Raw genomic sequence first — 14,788 nt, 5'->3', positions numbered from 1 at the left:
AGGGCCCAGTATTCCAGAGCGTCGGTGATGATCACGTGCGCCCTGGGATACTGGGCGGCCGGTCGAGCCGGGCGATGACCTCTCTGTGTGGGGCGATGGCTCGTGCCCTTACCGAACTACTTCACTAGCAGCGTGATCAGCACCGGGACCAGCAGTGCGGTGATCAGGGCGTTGAGGCTCATGGCGATGCCGGCGAACACGCCCGCGATGGCGTCGACCTGGAAGGCGCGGGCAGTGCCGATGCCGTGCGAGGCGAGGCCGACCGCGAAGCCGCGGGCGCGGAAATCGCGGATGCCGATCGCGTTCATCAGCGGCGTCACCACGATCGCCCCCATGATGCCGGTGATGATCACCGCGACCGCGGTCAGCGACGGATCGGCATGCAGCGATTCGCTGATGCCCATCGCGACGCCCGCCGTCACCGACTTCGGCGCCAGCGACAGCACCACGACCTCGGGCAGGCCGGCGAGCTGCGCCAGCACCACCACCGAGACGATCGCGGCGACGCAGCCGACGACGAGTGCCAGCGCCATCGGTACGATCGCGGTGACGACCTGATGGCGGTTTTCGTAGAGCGGCACCGCGAGCGCCACGGTGGCGGGACCGAGCAGGAAATGCACGAACTGCGCGCCACCGAAGTAAGTCGTGTAGGAGGTGCCGGTCACCCACAGAAACGCCCCGATGATCCACGTCGCGTGCATCACCGGGTTGACCAGCGGATTGCGGCCGGTGGCCTGCGACACCGCGTCCGCCGCCGCATAGACCAGCAGCGTCACGGTCAACCACAGCAGCGGCGTCTGTGACAGATAGACCCATAGCGAGAACGGATTGCTGCTCATCGCGAGCCTCGCATCGACAGCAGCCGCGCGGTGACCAGGAATGTCACCACCGTGGCCAGCAGCGTGATCAGCACCGAACCGGCCAGCACCAGCGCCATCGCCACGCCGTGGCTGGCGATCATGTCGAGCTGCTGCACGACGCCGACACCGGCCGGCACGAACAGCAGCGACAGATGCGCCAGCATGCCCTTCGCGGCATTCTCGACGCCGTCATTGCGCAGCGGTCCGACCGCCAGCCAGCCGAGCCGGTCGCGCGCCAGCAGCAACAGCAGCAGGAACACCAGCCCGACCACCGGGCCGGGCAGCGGCAGCGCGAGCGCGCGGACCACCACCTCGGCGGCGAGCTGGCACAGCAGAATGAGACCAATACTGGCGATCATGCGATACCCCGGATGTGCGTGAGGGCAGCGATGAGCCGCTTCGCGCGGGCGTGTCAAATCAACGTCCCGCGCGGTGTGTTCGGCACGGGCCGGAAGGTCAGCTCTTCAACCGCTTGTTGCATTCGCTCCAATATCCGCCGCCCTTCTGGATCCATTTCAGGCCGCCGGTGGTGTTGGCGGCCTTGTTGGCCTTCCACTGCTCGGCACAGGTATGCAGCCGGGCGCGCGCCGCCGGCTCCTTGGCGAATTTCGCATCGACCGCGGTGGGGAAGGTGGCCGGGCCGGCCGGGGCTGTGGGCGCTGCAGCGGCGGCCTTCGGTTTCGTCGCCGGTTTGCTGTCCGCCGCCTTCGGTTCTGCGGGTTTGGTCTCCGCCGCTTTGGGCTCTGCCACCGCAGCTTTGTCGTCGGACGCCGCAGGAACGGCGGCGTCGGCGCATTGCGCCTTGCGGAAATCGTTCCAGCCCTCGCCGTTCAGCGTGCCGGCTGTTTTGGCTGCCTGATACTTGGCGCTGCATTCCTGCGCGGTCAGCGCATAGCCCGGCGCAGCGGAAGCCAGCAGCATCAGCATCGTTCCGGCCATACCGGCCGTGAGTTGGGTCAGTCCTCGATCTCTCATCGTCCCGGTCTCCTGCGATCATGAAGCCGTCGCATCCTAGCGCCGGGGTGAGGGCTGACAATCGCCAACTGATTAGCTCGCGCGTATTACCGCTTACCCCGCGCCGCGGACATAGCCGCGCGCGCGGTTCGCATTTGCAGCCGGTATTTTGATTTGCCATAAGGTCGCGTGTCAGAAAATCCTGCCCTCACCGCACCGAGCTTGCGGTCGAAGACCTTGAACGTGCTCGAGACAATCGCAATCGGCGCTGCCGGTGGCGGGTTGTCATATTGGGCGCAGCTTCCCGGCGGACTGATCACCGGCGCGATGGTTGCGGTGGCCGCCGCCGGCCTCGCCGGGCGCAAGATGGGTCTGCCGCCGCCGCTGTCTCACATCGTGCTGATGGCGCTTGGCGTCTCGCTCGGCTCGATGGTGTCGCCGCAGATGATCCACAATCTGTCGTCGTATCCGGTGACGATCGGGCTGCTGGCGGTGGCGACGTTCTGCGCCACCTTCGGCAGCAGCATCTATCTGCAGCGGGTGCACGGCTGGGATCGTACCTCGGCGCTGCTCGCCGGCAGTCCCGGGGCGCTGTCGCAGATCATCATGCTGGCAACCGAGCGCAAGGCGAATGTGCCGGGCATCGCCGTGGTGCAGATCATGAGGGTCATTATCCTCACCAGCGCGGTGCCGCTGCTGCTGGCGGCGACCGGGATGATGGCGCACGGTCCGCTGCCGTCACGCGGGCCGGAAGCGACGCCGCTGGTGCTGGTCGAATTATCCGCGGTGGCGATCGCGGCGTCGCTGCTGCTGCGGCTGATCAATTTTCCGGCGAGCTGGATGTTCGGCGCGATGCTCGGCTCGTCGGTGCTGCACGGCTCCGGGCTGGTCGAAGGCACGCTGCCGCAATGGGCCTATCTGCCGGCGCTGGTCGGGATCGGGACGCTGATCGGCTCGCGGTTCGGCGCCATCAAGGCGCGCACCATCGTCAGCTATCTCGGCGCCGCGCTCGGCTCGTTCGCGGTCGCGATCGCGATCTCGGCGGTGTTCGTGGTCGCCATCATCTTCACCACGCCGGTGCGGCTGGCCGACCTGGTGGTGGCGTTCTCACCGGGCGCGATGGACGCCATGATGGCGCTGGCGCTGACGCTGCACATCGATCCGGTGTTCGTCGGCGCGCATCATCTGTCGCGCTTCATCTACGTGTCGATCGTGACGCCCGGCATCGTGCACTGGTTCGGCCGCAGCCCGGACGATCTGGACGATTGACGAGCAGCGCAGGCGCCGGGTTCGGCACGGCGCCGCGACCGCTCAGGGCTTGGCAAAGATCGCGTCGTTGCGGGCGCGCCAAGCTTGATCGGTGAGCCAGTTATAGTCCTGATCGGGCATCAGAGGCACCTTCTGCATGGCGTCCTTGTCGATCGGGAGGAAGAAGCTCGATCGATCCTGCGTCACCTTGAGGGATCGAATCGGGACGACGATGCTGTCCGTGCCGGTGGTGAAAAAGCCGCCCGAAGCGACGATCGCGTAGTCCCGCCCGTCCTTGGTGCCGAACACGATGTTGCGGACCTCGCCGACGATCTTGTCGTCGGCGCTGCGGACTTCCGCCCCGATCATCTGATCGGTTCGTAGTCCCGGCGTCAGCTGGTCGATCCGGATCAGCGGCTTGGCGTCCTTCTTGTCGCGGCTGCCCGACGGAGCACCGAGACGGACCTTCGGCTCGCGCGCAGCATTCTGGAGATCGGCCTGCTCCTCGTCATTGTCGCCCAGTGATCCCATCGGCGGTCCGGCAATGAGTTCGCGAATATTGGCAAGGAGACGTTCGCAGTCGTCGTGGCGGCCATAAGACCGAAGCGTCAGCGCGGCGTCGCGCAAACTTCTGAGATCGCGGACGGACTGACTATTCGCTGGGCCCAGAAGCCGCGGATTGTTCTGTATCGCTTCCTCCAGCTTGGCGTCTGCGATCTCGCATTCGGCCCGCGCTGCCGTCAAACCGATGGCGCTGAGTATTGCGGTCGCCATCACGAGTCTTGCGATCGTCATTGGGAGTGTTCTTTCTGGCTCGAGCCTTCAGGCATCATGCGAACGCCGCGCAGCGCGGCCGAGATCAGGCGAGACGGCGGGGTGTCCACGTCCCGCGCGTCAACTCGCGAACGGCGTCGATGATCTGCGCCGGTTGACAGGGCTTGACGAAGAATCGGGCGTCGGGCGGGAGATCGCCGGCCTGCAGCTGGAACTGTCCCGACGTCGCGATGATCCTGATCGGCGGCCACCGTTCTCTCACCGCCGCGGCCAGTTTCAGCCCGTTCATGGTGCCCGGCATATCGATGTCCGTGAACATCAGCCGGATGTCGGGATCGCGCTCGAGCGTCCGAATGCCCTCAGCCGCACTGACGGCCTCCACGACATCGAACCCCGCTTCGATCAGGATCTCCACCACGTCCATGCGAATGAACGTTTCATCTTCGACGACGAGAATGCGGATCCGAGGCGGGGTTGAAGGCATGTAATGAGGACTCACAAAAATTGGTGGAATGGCCCGCTCCCGGGAGATGGAGTGCGTTCGCGCATCACGCCTGGCTCACGGCGGGTCGAGTGGAAACTTGATGGTAAACAGAACCCCCTGCGGGATGTTCTTCGAGATCCTGAGCTCGCCCATCAATTGTCGCACCAGGCCGAGGATGACCCGGAAGCCGAGGCTCTTGCGCGGCTCATTGATGTCGAATCCGTCTGGCAGGCCGGCGCCTTCATCGGAAATCTCGACCAGCAGGTGGCCGTTGATTTCCCGGGCGTCCATCCGGATCACACCGGGCCCGTCGACATAGGCGTACTTCACGGCGTTCGTGACCAACTCGTTGACCAGCAGACCCAACGGGATCGCCTTGTCGGCCGACAGGATGATCCGGTCGGAACGGGATTGAAGCGTATGCTCCGGTGCCGAGCTCTGCAGATTTTTGCAAAGATGGCCGACGAAATCCGATAGATCGACGAAGCCGACCTTGCTGCCCCGCCACAGATGATCGTGCACCTCCGCGATCGAGGCGACGCGCATCGCTGCATTTTCCAGCGCGCTGGTGACGTCCGCCGATTCCGAGCCGCGGGCCTGGACGCGGAGCAGGCCGACAACCGACGTCAGGCTGTTCTTGACCCGATGGCTCATCTCACGCGTCAGCAAGGCCTCGTGCTCGAGCGCGGCCTGAAGCTTGGCGTCGGCATGCTGACGTTCGATGGCGATGCCGAGCAGACCGGCGAAGCCGGCGAGAAAATCCGCATCGGCGTCGTCGAACTGCCCAGGATCGGGGGTGTCCGCCTCGAGAATCCCGAATGGCGTGTCGCCCTCGCCGCCCCGTCGGATCAGCACGTTGATGGCCCGCCGGATGCCGTGATCGGCCAGCAGTTTCGGCGTCCGGAACCGTGTCTCTTTCTGCAGATGATTGGAAATCACCGATTGCCCGGTCTGAAACGCATAGCCCGCAGGCGATTCGATGTCGGCGCCGAGCGATACGTGGTCCACCGTACCGGGGGGCCAACCGATCCCTGCCCGCACCACCAGACGTCTCTCGCCCGGATCGTATTCAAGAACCTTGGCGTAAGCACATCCCAGACCGCGTGCGGCGAGATTGGCCGCCTCCTGCAAAATCTGCTGAAAATCGCGCGTCTGGAGCGCGGCCGTACCGAACTCCCGAAGGAGAGCCTGCTGGCGGCGACGGTAGGGAAGTTCGTCCTGGAGATGATCGTGTACGATTTGGGAGGCCGTCTGAGAGACTGGCCTCTGTTCGGTTGGCATAAGCTGTCGATTCTGGTGCGGTCACTGCGCCGAAATGGCTGGCCATACACGGAGGCCTCGATCAGCTTCCGTACCAACCGCGTGAGTGACGACACCCGACAACGCGTCGTGCGGAATCTTGTTCCTGGAGGCCAGCCCACTTCTTCCGGAGGGCGCGTGCGACGGCGATCAGCGCCGGATCCGGACGATGCCCCAGCCTGCCAGCGCTGCCAGCCCCACCGACAGCAGGACGTTGTAGCCGGCCAGTGACAGGCCGAGGAAGCGCCACTGGACGTCGTCGCAGCGCACCACCTTCACCTTGTCGAGCTGATCGAGCAGGCTGCCGGCCTTGCTCAGATCGAGCACCGGGCCGCTGCAGTCGCTCGGCCCCGGCCAGAACTTCCATTCGACACCGGCGTGGTAGGTGCCGAGCCCTGCATTGCCGAGCGCCAGCAGGGTCAGCACCAAGAGGCCGGCGAGCAGCAGCGACACCGGTGCCTCGCGCCAGGCCGCGACCGCCACCAGCGCCGCGAGCGGGATCGCCGCGTAATAGGCATAGCGCTGCTCGAGACAGAGCGGGCAGGGCTGCAGATCGAGCGCCAGCTGGAAATACCAGGCGCCGCCGAGCGCCGCCGCGGCGATCACCGCATAGGCCAGCGCGACGTTCTGGGCGACGCGCGTTCCGCGGTCCAGCCGGGCGCCGATTCGGTATTGGTGGACAGAGGGAGCCGTCACGGTGATCTCCAGTTTCGGCGTCGTATCGCGGCGCCGAGCGGCTGTCGAGATCGCCGCCGATCAAACCGCGGTGTAGGAGCCGCGGCGCGGGCAGCGTCGCCGGGTTGACCCCGACTCCCCGGCCGCTATAGTCCCCGCCGCTTCGCCGCCGGCTCGCTCGGCGGCGCGGGCCCCTGTGGCGGAACTGGTAGACGCGCTCGACTCAAAATCGAGTTCCGCAAGGAGTGCTGGTTCGATTCCGGCCAGGGGCACCATTCTCGGCTTGCCGGGGCAGATCTTGTCGGCCGCCGCCCCCCTTTTCTTGCTCGCCGCCACTAGCGGCTCCTTGTCGACCGGTTGGCCACCCCGCTGAGCGGGGCCCGGGCGATAGCTTGACGATCCGCCGCGGCGTTCGGGCGCTTTGTTGCGCCAGCGGTCGGACAGCAGGCGGCATTGACCGCTGACAACCCATTCGGCCTAGTGTGCGTCTATAAGCGAATTGACACATCCGATCTGTTGTATGAGTGAATCAATTAGTTTTTTGATGATCGTTTTCATTATTATTTGCTGGAGCGAATGTTGTGCAAGCTGGGCAAGGCTGACGGCATCAGCGCTTTCCTGACGCGGTTCGATCCGCCCGCCCGCGCCGTCACGGTGAGTTGGCGCGACGACGCCGAGCTTCAGGCCTACTATCTGCCGCCCGGCGCCGTCGAGCCGACCGGGGCGCCGGGCGTCGTCTGCGTCGGCGAGACCCGCAGCAAGGAAGCTCTGTTTCGGCTGATGGCTCGGCCGTCGCGCGCGCGCGGGCTGGCTCTGCTCTGTGTCGAGCTGGGCGGCCCCGAGGAGGAGCCGCTGCGCGGATCGATCCGCCCGGAGACCTGCATCTCGGCAATGATCGACCATCTGGCTGACGAGCCCGGGATCGATCCGGCACGAATCGCCGTGATCAGCGACGGCACCGCCTCGTCGCTGGTGGCGCGTGGAATTGCGTTCGACGGTCGTGCCGCCGCGGCAGTCTGCGACGGCGGATTGTGGGAGCGCTGGGCCGGCGATCATGCCTCGCCGTCGCCGATATTCCTTGCTGACGCGATGCTGCCGCTCGGCTTCGCAATGCCTTGCCCGACCTTGATCCCGCTTCGCCCCGCCAAAGATATCGATCGGACGTACGCGCGGGGTCTGCTCGCGTCCCGCCTACCGCAACGGTGGGGAGAGGATGGATCCGGACGGGTCGATCTCGGCGACGGCCTTGCGGCCGCTCAGTCCCGGCTCCCGGCCGGATCGATTCTCGATTGGGTGCGCGACCGGCTTCGCGAGAGGATCCGATGACGCCGAGGCGGCGGCTCAGAAGCCGCCGGCGATCTTCAGGCACGCCTTCTCGAGCCGGCCGCTCAACTCGGTGAGCTGGTCGGTGAGTTCGGCAACAGCGTCGTTCGTCAAACCACCGAAGATGAACGCGTTGAGCGAGCGCTCCCCGGCCGCGAGGCCGGTTATCTGCTTCTCGGCCTTGTCGGTGAGGAACAGCTTCACCACCCTGGCGTCCGTTTCGTCCGTCTGCCGACCCAGCAAGCCCTTCTTTTCCAGCACCTTGGACTGAGTGGTGATGAACGACGAATCGACATGCAGCGCCCCCGCGACATGACGGACCGATACCCCATCGCCTTCATCGAGGCGCCTGATCGTCATCAGGATCGCGAATTGCGGACCGCTGATGCCGAGACTCTTGGCGCGATAGTGCCGGATCTCATCCAGATGGACAGCCAGGCTGCCGATGATCGTGCTGAACTCACGGGCCGTCACGGCATCGACCGCAGCCGATCGAACCGCCAAACCAAGCTTCGCCTTCTTGGGCATTCATCCTCCGAGCTAACGATGGCGGATCATATCACCTTTTGCACATCGGTTTCTATATCAAACATTGGTACTGGAATGAGGCGGTGAGGCGACGGCCGCAATGCGTCATGAGGCCGGAGTAAGCCAGGCTGGTCGCCGAGAGCCGCGGGCCCTGTGCTTCCGTCAGCGCTGATCTGGGACGTTCGCGATGGTTCTCGACCGTGCAGCAAAATCGCCGTTCGCTAACAAGACGTCGGCGGCGTAGCACTCCGTCAGTCGTTTTGGCGGGTCAATTATGCCTGTTGCGTAAATACAACGACGACGAGCAAACAATTAGATGATGAGATAAAGGATTTCCATCAACTAATGAAATCAAGCATGATCCATAGCCGACGGGTGGGGCACATACAAATCGTCCCGTTGAGACGTGTGATCGGCTCGCAACGGCCGGTACTCATCGAAGTAATGGTCGCCTGAGGCAAGGACCTGCAGGGCCTGACCTTTTCGCTAATCGCTCTGGAGGGCTGTAATGAAACCGATCAAGACCACATCGATCAGAACATTGGCGCTGGCCTCGGCCGCCGCGTTTCTCGCCTACGGGAGCGCCCAAGCGGCGGATCTTCCGCTGAAGGCCAAGGCCGTCGAATACGTCAAGGTCTGCTCGATCTACGGCGCCGGCTTTTACTACATCCCCGGTACCGACACCTGCATCAAGCTCGGCGGCTACCTGCGGGCTGACGCGACGCTGTATGGATCCAGCGCCTATAACGCGCCGGCATGGGCCAGCAACGCCGGCCAAAAGAACCGTGTCGCCAACAATTTCATCTTCCGCTCGCGCCAGGATATCAACATCGATACCCGGACGGCCACGGAATACGGCCTGGTTCGCACCTATTTCGACGCCACCTTCAACTGGACTACGGGCGACGCAGTCGCCGGCGGCACGCTCGGCGTCTACTACGCGTTCATCCAGTTCGCCGGCTTCACGTTCGGTAAAGCGGTGTCGCAGTTCGACACGCCGTGGACCGGCTATCCGGGCAACAACACCTCGTTCCTGATCGGTGGCTATGACGATGTCACCGGCATCAACCAGATCTCCTACACCGCTGAATTCGGCAATGGCGTGTCGGCCTCGGTCTCGCTGGAAGATCCGTCGTCCTACCTGCAATCGGGGCTGTACAACACCAGCAACCCGGGTCTGACCGCCACTCAGATCAACAACTTCTACCCGGCCGGTATCTACGGCACCAACTCCTACGCCGGTGTCGAGGTCCCCGACATCGTCGGCAAGATCCGCGTCGACCAGGCTTGGGGTCTGTTCCAGGTATCGGCCGCGGCGCATCAGGTTCGCGCCAGCTACTACACGCCGACGCTCGAGACCTCGGGCCATCCGGGCGACACTTGGGGCTACGCCGTGCAAGGTGCCCTGTCGCTCAAGAACCTACCGACCGGCCCCGGCGACAGCTTCAACATCACCGCCACCTATTCGAACGGCGCCACCCGTTACGTGATCGGCGGCGTGAGCCCGACCTCGTTCGCGATCTTCAGCAACAACAGCATCCCCGGCACCTATCAGAGCATGGCGTTCGCCGGTGCGGCTGACGGCGTCTTCAACGGCCTGAACAATATCGTCGGCTCGGCGATCCAGAAGACCACCGCTTGGGGCGTCCGTGGTGCGTTCAACCACAACTGGAGCCCCTTCTGGTCGAGCTCGCTGTTCGGTTCGTATACCGCTATCGACTACAACGGCACCGCATCAGCGATGATCTGCGGCGCGATCGGCAATCCGGTCGGCATGGCCTGCAATCCGGACTTCCGCATTGCCCAGATCGGCACCGTCACCCGCTGGACGCCGGTCAAGAACCTGACGTTCTCGGGCGAAGTCATGTACACCTATCTTGACCAGAGCCACTCCGGCGTCGTGACTTGGAACGCGGTCGGCGGCACCAAGCCGAACGCTGTCACCTACGAGCTGAAGGACCAGGGCGTCTGGAGCGGCAATCTGCGCGTTCAGCGCACGTTCTGATCCCTTTCCGAGACACACGATCAAACCCCGGCGGGCGACCGCCGGGGTTTTTGCTTGCGATGGCCGGCTTGGACGGAATGGCTTGTGGCTTGTGCTCGTCGCCGGGCTGGATCGCCCGTAGCGGCGGCCCCTTTGAAGGCTCAGTTACAGCCTGACGACACCCGGCGTCCCTCCATCCCGCACACCTCCAGATTGCTGACAAACTCATCTATTGCTATCACGTAACAGACTCATATACTTCGCGTGCACGGAAGGCTCTATCCGTGCCTGAACGAAGGAGGCCGCCAAGACTTCTTTCCTTTTGTAATACCTCCAAGAAACCTCCGGCAATGCCCTGCCGGAGGTTTTCGAGTCTGGAGGGATCGCCACCGCCGGACCACCGGCGCCACAGGCCTGACCAGGCGCACCTCACGTTGAATCATGATCGTTTGGCGGATCATTGGCCGTGTCAGCGATCAGCGTTGACGAGGCTGACGAGGCCGTGGCGGTAGCGAAAGCCGGCCTGCAACAAAAGCGCGCCTGCACTGCTATCGCCGCATAGCAACGTCCGCTGTCCGATGGCTGCCGCGTAACGCGGTCGACAGCTACTGGGAAGGCGGAAGCCCTTCAAAAATCGAGCGTCTTGTAGCCGTTCGGCCGCGCTGCGCTGCACCAATGGCAGGCTCCCAATCGCGCCGCCGCTCGACCTACCACCGCGTCAGCCATTGGTCGGATGGTGCTTTTCAGCCAAGCGGTTAGACGAATCGGACCAGTTCCGTGCCGGCGCCCCAGCCCGAACAGAAAGAACCGTGATGGTCCTTCCAAGCTCTCGCGTGCTCGCTCCTCACCTTCGTGCCAAGATCATGACTGCGGCCGACGCCGCCGCGCAGATCCCATCCGGCGCGAATGTCGGCATGAGCGGCTTCACCGGTGCCGGCTATCCCAAGCTGCTGCCGCTTGCGCTTGCCGAACGCATCAACGCGCACCATGCCCGCGGCCAGAAGTTCAAGGTCAGCGTCTGGACCGGCGCCTCGACCGCCCCCGAACTCGACGGTGCGCTCGCCAAGGTCGACGGCATTGAGATGCGGCTGCCATATCAATCCGATCCGACCTGTCGCAAGCGCATCAATGCGGGGCGGATGGAATATATCGACATCCATCTGTCCCACGTCGCCCAGCACGTCTGGTTCGGCTTCCTCGGCAAGCTCGACGTCGCGATCGTCGAAGTGGCCGGTATCCGCGAGGACGGCAGCCTGATCCCGTCGTCGTCGATCGGCAACAACAAGACCTGGCTGGATCTCGCCGACAAGGTGATCCTCGAAGTCAACGCCTGGCAGGACATCCGTCTCGAAGGCATGCACGACGTGTATTACGGCACGCAGCTGCCGCCGCACCGCAAGCCGATCCCGATCCTCGCCACGGGCGATCGCATCGGCGAACAATATCTGCGCTGCGATCCCTCCAAGATCGTCGCGATCGTCGAGACCAATCTGCCGGACCGCAATTCGGGATTCTCCGCGCCCGACGAGAGCTCCCAGGCGATTGCCGAGCACATCCTCGAATTTCTCGGCCATGAGGTGAAGAAAGGCCGGCTGCCGCCGAACCTGCTGCCGCTGCAGTCCGGCGTCGGCAACGTCGCCAACGCGGTGATGGCCGGGCTCGAGAACGGGCCGTTCGAAAACATGACGGCCTACACCGAGGTGCTGCAGGACGGCATGCTCAGCCTGCTCCGCAAGGGCAAGCTGACACTCGCCTCAGCCACCGCGCTGTCGCTGTCGCCGGACGGCTACGACGAATTCCTCCGCAACCTCGATTTCTATCGCGAGCGCATCGTGCTGCGACCGCAGGAGATCTCCAATCATCCGGAGGTGATCCGCCGGCTCGGCGTGATCGCGATGAACGGGCTGATCGAGGCCGACATCTACGGCAACGTCAATTCGACCCACATCACCGGCACCAGCATCATGAACGGCATCGGCGGGTCGGGCGATTTCGCCCGCAACTCCTATCTGTCGTTCTTCATGACGCCGTCGGCCGCCAAGGGCGGCAAGATCTCCTGCATCGTGCCGATGGCCTCGCATGTCGACCACACCGAGCACGACGTCCAGGTGATCGTCACCGAGCAGGGCCTCGCCGATTTGCGCGGGCTGTCGCCCAAGGCGCGGGCGAAGGTGATCATCGAGAACTGCGCGCATCCGACCTTCCGGCCGGCCCTCAAAGAATACTACAAGCGCGCGCTGGAATATTCGCCCGGCCTGCACACCCCCCACATCCTCGATGAAGCGCTGACCTTCCTGCCGAACTGGATGGCCAACAAGGCCGCGCGCGAAGCCTGGCGAGAAGATGCGGTGGTGCAGGCGGATGTTTGGCGGTGAGGTACGCGTCAAATAGGTTTATGAGTAAAGCGGTCGCGATTTACATCCCGCACGACCGACTTCGATTCAAACGAATTCGAAAATAGCTGGTGGAGAAAATGGCGACGAGCGAATTGGGCCGCCTCGAATCGGTTGATCTTCGCAGTATTTGGTCATCCGAATCTGCTGACTTCACGCCTTGGTTAGCAAGAAAGGAAAACTTGGAAATTCTGGCCGAAGCGCTCGGTATAGAAATTGAGTACGAGGCTCATGAGCGCAAGGTTGGTCCTTTTCGCGCTGATATCCTCTGCAAAGAAATTGGCGTCGATAGATGGGTTCTCATAGAGAATCAGCTTGAGCGAACGGATCATGGCCATCTTGGTCAATTGCTGACCTATGCATCGGGGCTTGACGCCGTAACTATCGTATGGATAGCCGCCAAGTTCACCGAGGAACATAGGTCGACGCTGGATTGGTTGAATCGAATCACCGATGAGAGTTTCCGATTTTTCGGGTTGGAGGTCGAGCTTTGGCGAATAGGAGCGTCGCCAGCTGCGCCGAAATTCAACATTGTCTCGATGCCAAACAATTGGACCCAATCGGTCGCTCAAGCGGCGCATGTCATCGATGATGCTGAGTTGTCCGAAATCCGTTCTCTGCAGCGTTCCTACTGGGAGTTGTTCCAAGGGCAACTCAGGAGGTTGGCGGGAGCAGTGGCTGGCAACAAGAAACCTCAAGCTCAATCATGGATGGATTATCCGATCGGGCGAGTGGGCTTCCATCTGAGCGCTGTAATGATACGACCGAAACGGCAGATCCGCGCAGAATTATACATCGCCGGCGAGCAGGCTAAATCAAATCTCGGCCTATTGCTGCTCCAAAAAGAAGCTGTTGAAGGGGAGCTTGGCTATCCGCTGGAATGGGAGGAGCTACCTTCGAGGCGGGATAGTCGCGTGGCATCATATCTCCACGATGTCGATCCCGACGATGAGGCAGATTGGCAGCGGCAACATGAGTGGTTGGCAAAACGGTTGAATGATCTGCATCGTGTCTTCGCATCCCGGGTTGCAAAGTTGGGGCTTGAGGAAGCTGCGTAGGCGGGGCCTCTTAGCGCCAGAGGCGGCCGAAAGCTGCGTGGCTCATTCCGCCGCCTGCAGCCGCGCCTCCTTCTTGCGCGGCGCGATCCAGAACGCGTCCGGGCGGTCGAACAGGAAGCGGGCGCCGGTCTTCAGCGCCAGCCACCAGATGATCAGCGCGCCGACCACGCCGGCGATGTTGACCAGGATGGCGATCACGCCGAGATCGAGGAAGCTGCCGAACTTCAGCAGCAACGTGCGGCTGATCGCCATCGGCAGAAAGAACGCCAGATAGATCACGATCGAATGCTCGCCGCAGAACCGCAGGCCGTCGAGCCAGCGCTTCTCGGCCAGCAGCGTGCCGGTGGCGATGATGGCGCCGGCGCCGGCAAGGCCGAGCACGAGCGAGATCAGAGGCCATTCGCTGACGCCGAGATGCACCAGCGCAGCATTCACCACCGCCCAGGCCGCGAGTCCGGCGAGCGCCAGCGCTGGGCGGGCGCGGGCAGCGTCCGAGAACGCGAAGACGTGCCGGGCGAACAAATAGCCGGCGTAGAAATAGAAGAACCGGGCGCAGAATTCGTCCGGCACCGTCCAGCCGGTCTGCAGATGCAGCGACTCGAGGACGGCCGCGGCGCCCAAGACCAGCAGCGGCGGCAGGCCGCGCGTCGCCTTGGCGACGACGAAAAAGATCGGCAGCAGATAGATGAACCACAACGTGCCGAACGGATCGATGAACGACAGCGCGTACAGCTTGGCGACGCCGGCCCAGCCCACCTGGGCCGCGAAGGAGGGCGCCTTGATGGCGAACTGGATCGTCACCCACAGCGCGTAGAAGTAGGCAAAGTGCACCACCTTGCGGTCCAGATAGGTCCGCCAGTCGCGGTCGATCACCACCGCCAGGAATAGGCCGGAGATCAGGAAGAAGTCCGGCATCCGGAACGGTTTGGCGAACTCGACCACGTAGTGCATGAAACTGGTCTGGCCGGCCGCGGCCTCGACACCCAGCACCGAATGCATCATCACCACCATGATGATGCAGATGCCCTTGGCGTAGTCGACCCAGTCGACCCGGTCGCCATGCATGCGGGCGGGAGCATGTGTGCCGTTCGCGGTCATCGCTGTTCCTGTCTGATGCGGCTCATACGCATCTTCGGCAAGATCGGTTGCGTTAGTGTTGCGCCGGTCAAGGAATGTGCCTGGTTTCGGGAATTGGGTGCGCGGCGGCG

Annotated in this window: 14 protein-coding genes and 1 tRNA gene; 6 read left to right on the top strand and 9 right to left on the bottom strand. The window is 63.5% G+C overall.

Annotation, left to right across the window (positions count from 1 at the left end):
- Positions 1-116: 116 nt before the first annotated feature.
- The 3 genes from LPW26_RS14115 to LPW26_RS14105 form a co-directional block, all read right to left on the bottom strand.
- Positions 117-839 (bottom strand): LrgB family protein, encoded by a 723-nt coding sequence (locus LPW26_RS14115; RefSeq protein ID WP_238736039.1) that lies wholly within the window; start codon positions 837-839, stop codon positions 117-119.
- The gene (locus LPW26_RS14110) at positions 836-1,219 is read right to left on the bottom strand and encodes a CidA/LrgA family protein (protein ID WP_238736038.1); all 384 of its coding nucleotides are present in this window, start codon (positions 1,217-1,219) and stop codon (positions 836-838) included. The genes LPW26_RS14115 and LPW26_RS14110 overlap by 4 nt, the downstream gene beginning before the upstream one ends.
- A gap of 97 nt (positions 1,220-1,316) precedes the next feature.
- Positions 1,317-1,835 (bottom strand): hypothetical protein, encoded by a 519-nt coding sequence (locus tag LPW26_RS14105; RefSeq protein WP_238736037.1) that lies wholly within the window; start codon positions 1,833-1,835, stop codon positions 1,317-1,319.
- A gap of 168 nt (positions 1,836-2,003) precedes the next feature.
- On the opposite strand from LPW26_RS14105, the gene LPW26_RS14100 reads away from it, so the two are divergent.
- On the top strand, positions 2,004-3,083 hold the full coding sequence (locus tag LPW26_RS14100) for an AbrB family transcriptional regulator (RefSeq protein WP_238736036.1): 1,080 nt from the start codon (positions 2,004-2,006) through the stop codon (positions 3,081-3,083).
- Between the two features lie 42 nt (positions 3,084-3,125).
- On the opposite strand, the gene LPW26_RS14095 is transcribed toward LPW26_RS14100, so the two are convergent.
- The 4 genes from LPW26_RS14095 to LPW26_RS14080 all read right to left on the bottom strand — a co-directional run bounded on the left by LPW26_RS14095 (position 3,126) and on the right by LPW26_RS14080 (position 6,285).
- A complete protein-coding gene (locus LPW26_RS14095) occupies positions 3,126-3,857 on the bottom strand; it encodes a PRC-barrel domain-containing protein (RefSeq protein WP_238736035.1) in 732 nt (243 codons plus the stop codon).
- Positions 3,858-3,921: 64 nt separating this feature from the next.
- On the bottom strand, positions 3,922-4,320 hold the full coding sequence (locus tag LPW26_RS14090) for a response regulator (protein ID WP_238736034.1): 399 nt from the start codon (positions 4,318-4,320) through the stop codon (positions 3,922-3,924).
- Between the two features lie 75 nt (positions 4,321-4,395).
- Positions 4,396-5,601, bottom strand: coding sequence for a sensor histidine kinase (locus LPW26_RS14085; protein WP_238736033.1), 1,206 nt, complete (start codon positions 5,599-5,601; stop codon positions 4,396-4,398).
- A 168-nt stretch (positions 5,602-5,769) separates the two neighbouring features.
- A complete protein-coding gene (locus tag LPW26_RS14080; protein ID WP_238736045.1) occupies positions 5,770-6,285 on the bottom strand; it encodes a disulfide bond formation protein B in 516 nt (171 codons plus the stop codon).
- 199 nt (positions 6,286-6,484) lie between these two features.
- On the opposite strand from LPW26_RS14080, the gene LPW26_RS14075 reads away from it, so the two are divergent.
- A tRNA-Leu gene (locus LPW26_RS14075) sits at positions 6,485-6,569 on the top strand.
- 301 nt (positions 6,570-6,870) lie between these two features.
- Positions 6,871-7,620 (top strand): alpha/beta hydrolase family protein, encoded by a 750-nt coding sequence (locus tag LPW26_RS14070; RefSeq protein WP_238736032.1) that lies wholly within the window; start codon positions 6,871-6,873, stop codon positions 7,618-7,620.
- 15 nt (positions 7,621-7,635) lie between these two features.
- Here the strand turns inward: LPW26_RS14070 and LPW26_RS14065 are convergent, their stop codons facing one another.
- On the bottom strand, positions 7,636-8,145 hold the full coding sequence (locus LPW26_RS14065; RefSeq protein WP_238736031.1) for a MarR family winged helix-turn-helix transcriptional regulator: 510 nt from the start codon (positions 8,143-8,145) through the stop codon (positions 7,636-7,638).
- 508 nt (positions 8,146-8,653) lie between these two features.
- On the opposite strand from LPW26_RS14065, the gene LPW26_RS14060 reads away from it, so the two are divergent.
- The 3 genes from LPW26_RS14060 to LPW26_RS14050 all read left to right on the top strand — a co-directional run bounded on the left by LPW26_RS14060 (position 8,654) and on the right by LPW26_RS14050 (position 13,580).
- The gene (locus tag LPW26_RS14060; protein ID WP_238736030.1) at positions 8,654-10,150 is read left to right on the top strand and encodes a porin; all 1,497 of its coding nucleotides are present in this window, start codon (positions 8,654-8,656) and stop codon (positions 10,148-10,150) included.
- A gap of 791 nt (positions 10,151-10,941) precedes the next feature.
- Entirely contained in the window at positions 10,942-12,504 is a 1,563-nt protein-coding gene (locus LPW26_RS14055; RefSeq protein ID WP_238736029.1) for an acetyl-CoA hydrolase/transferase family protein, read from the top strand.
- Positions 12,505-12,602: 98 nt separating this feature from the next.
- The gene (locus LPW26_RS14050) at positions 12,603-13,580 is read left to right on the top strand and encodes a DUF4268 domain-containing protein (RefSeq protein WP_238736028.1); all 978 of its coding nucleotides are present in this window, start codon (positions 12,603-12,605) and stop codon (positions 13,578-13,580) included.
- A 42-nt stretch (positions 13,581-13,622) separates the two neighbouring features.
- On the opposite strand, the gene LPW26_RS14045 is transcribed toward LPW26_RS14050, so the two are convergent.
- Complete coding sequence (locus LPW26_RS14045; RefSeq protein ID WP_238736027.1) at positions 13,623-14,678, bottom strand: acyltransferase family protein; 1,056 nt, start codon at positions 14,676-14,678, stop codon at positions 13,623-13,625.
- Positions 14,679-14,788 lie beyond the last annotated feature (110 nt).

This window comes from Rhodopseudomonas infernalis (genome assembly GCF_022271405.1).
Lineage (GTDB): Bacteria > Pseudomonadota > Alphaproteobacteria > Rhizobiales > Xanthobacteraceae > Rhodopseudomonas > Rhodopseudomonas infernalis.
Note: the sequence above shows the minus strand (reverse complement) of the source record. Positions and strands in the feature narration are given on the sequence as shown.

Bases quoted from the DNA above. Each gene is read 5' to 3' on its own strand.
- LPW26_RS14105 (WP_238736037.1), bottom strand. From the start codon at position 1,835: ATGAGAGATCGAGGACTGACCCAACTCACGGCCGGTATGGCCGGAACG.
- LPW26_RS14065 (WP_238736031.1), bottom strand. From the start codon at position 8,145: ATGCCCAAGAAGGCGAAGCTTGGTTTGGCGGTTCGATCGGCTGCGGTC.
- LPW26_RS14055 (WP_238736029.1), top strand. From the start codon at position 10,942: ATGGTCCTTCCAAGCTCTCGCGTGCTCGCTCCTCACCTTCGTGCCAAG.
- LPW26_RS14050 (WP_238736028.1), top strand. From the start codon at position 12,603: ATGGCGACGAGCGAATTGGGCCGCCTCGAATCGGTTGATCTTCGCAGT.
- LPW26_RS14045 (WP_238736027.1), bottom strand. From the start codon at position 14,678: ATGACCGCGAACGGCACACATGCTCCCGCCCGCATGCATGGCGACCGG.
- LPW26_RS14085 (WP_238736033.1), bottom strand. From the start codon at position 5,601: ATGCCAACCGAACAGAGGCCAGTCTCTCAGACGGCCTCCCAAATCGTA.
- LPW26_RS14060 (WP_238736030.1), top strand. From the start codon at position 8,654: ATGAAACCGATCAAGACCACATCGATCAGAACATTGGCGCTGGCCTCG.
- LPW26_RS14070 (WP_238736032.1), top strand. From the start codon at position 6,871: ATGTTGTGCAAGCTGGGCAAGGCTGACGGCATCAGCGCTTTCCTGACG.
- LPW26_RS14110 (WP_238736038.1), bottom strand. From the start codon at position 1,219: ATGATCGCCAGTATTGGTCTCATTCTGCTGTGCCAGCTCGCCGCCGAG.
- LPW26_RS14090 (WP_238736034.1), bottom strand. From the start codon at position 4,320: ATGCCTTCAACCCCGCCTCGGATCCGCATTCTCGTCGTCGAAGATGAA.
- LPW26_RS14115 (WP_238736039.1), bottom strand. From the start codon at position 839: ATGAGCAGCAATCCGTTCTCGCTATGGGTCTATCTGTCACAGACGCCG.
- LPW26_RS14095 (WP_238736035.1), bottom strand. From the start codon at position 3,857: ATGACGATCGCAAGACTCGTGATGGCGACCGCAATACTCAGCGCCATC.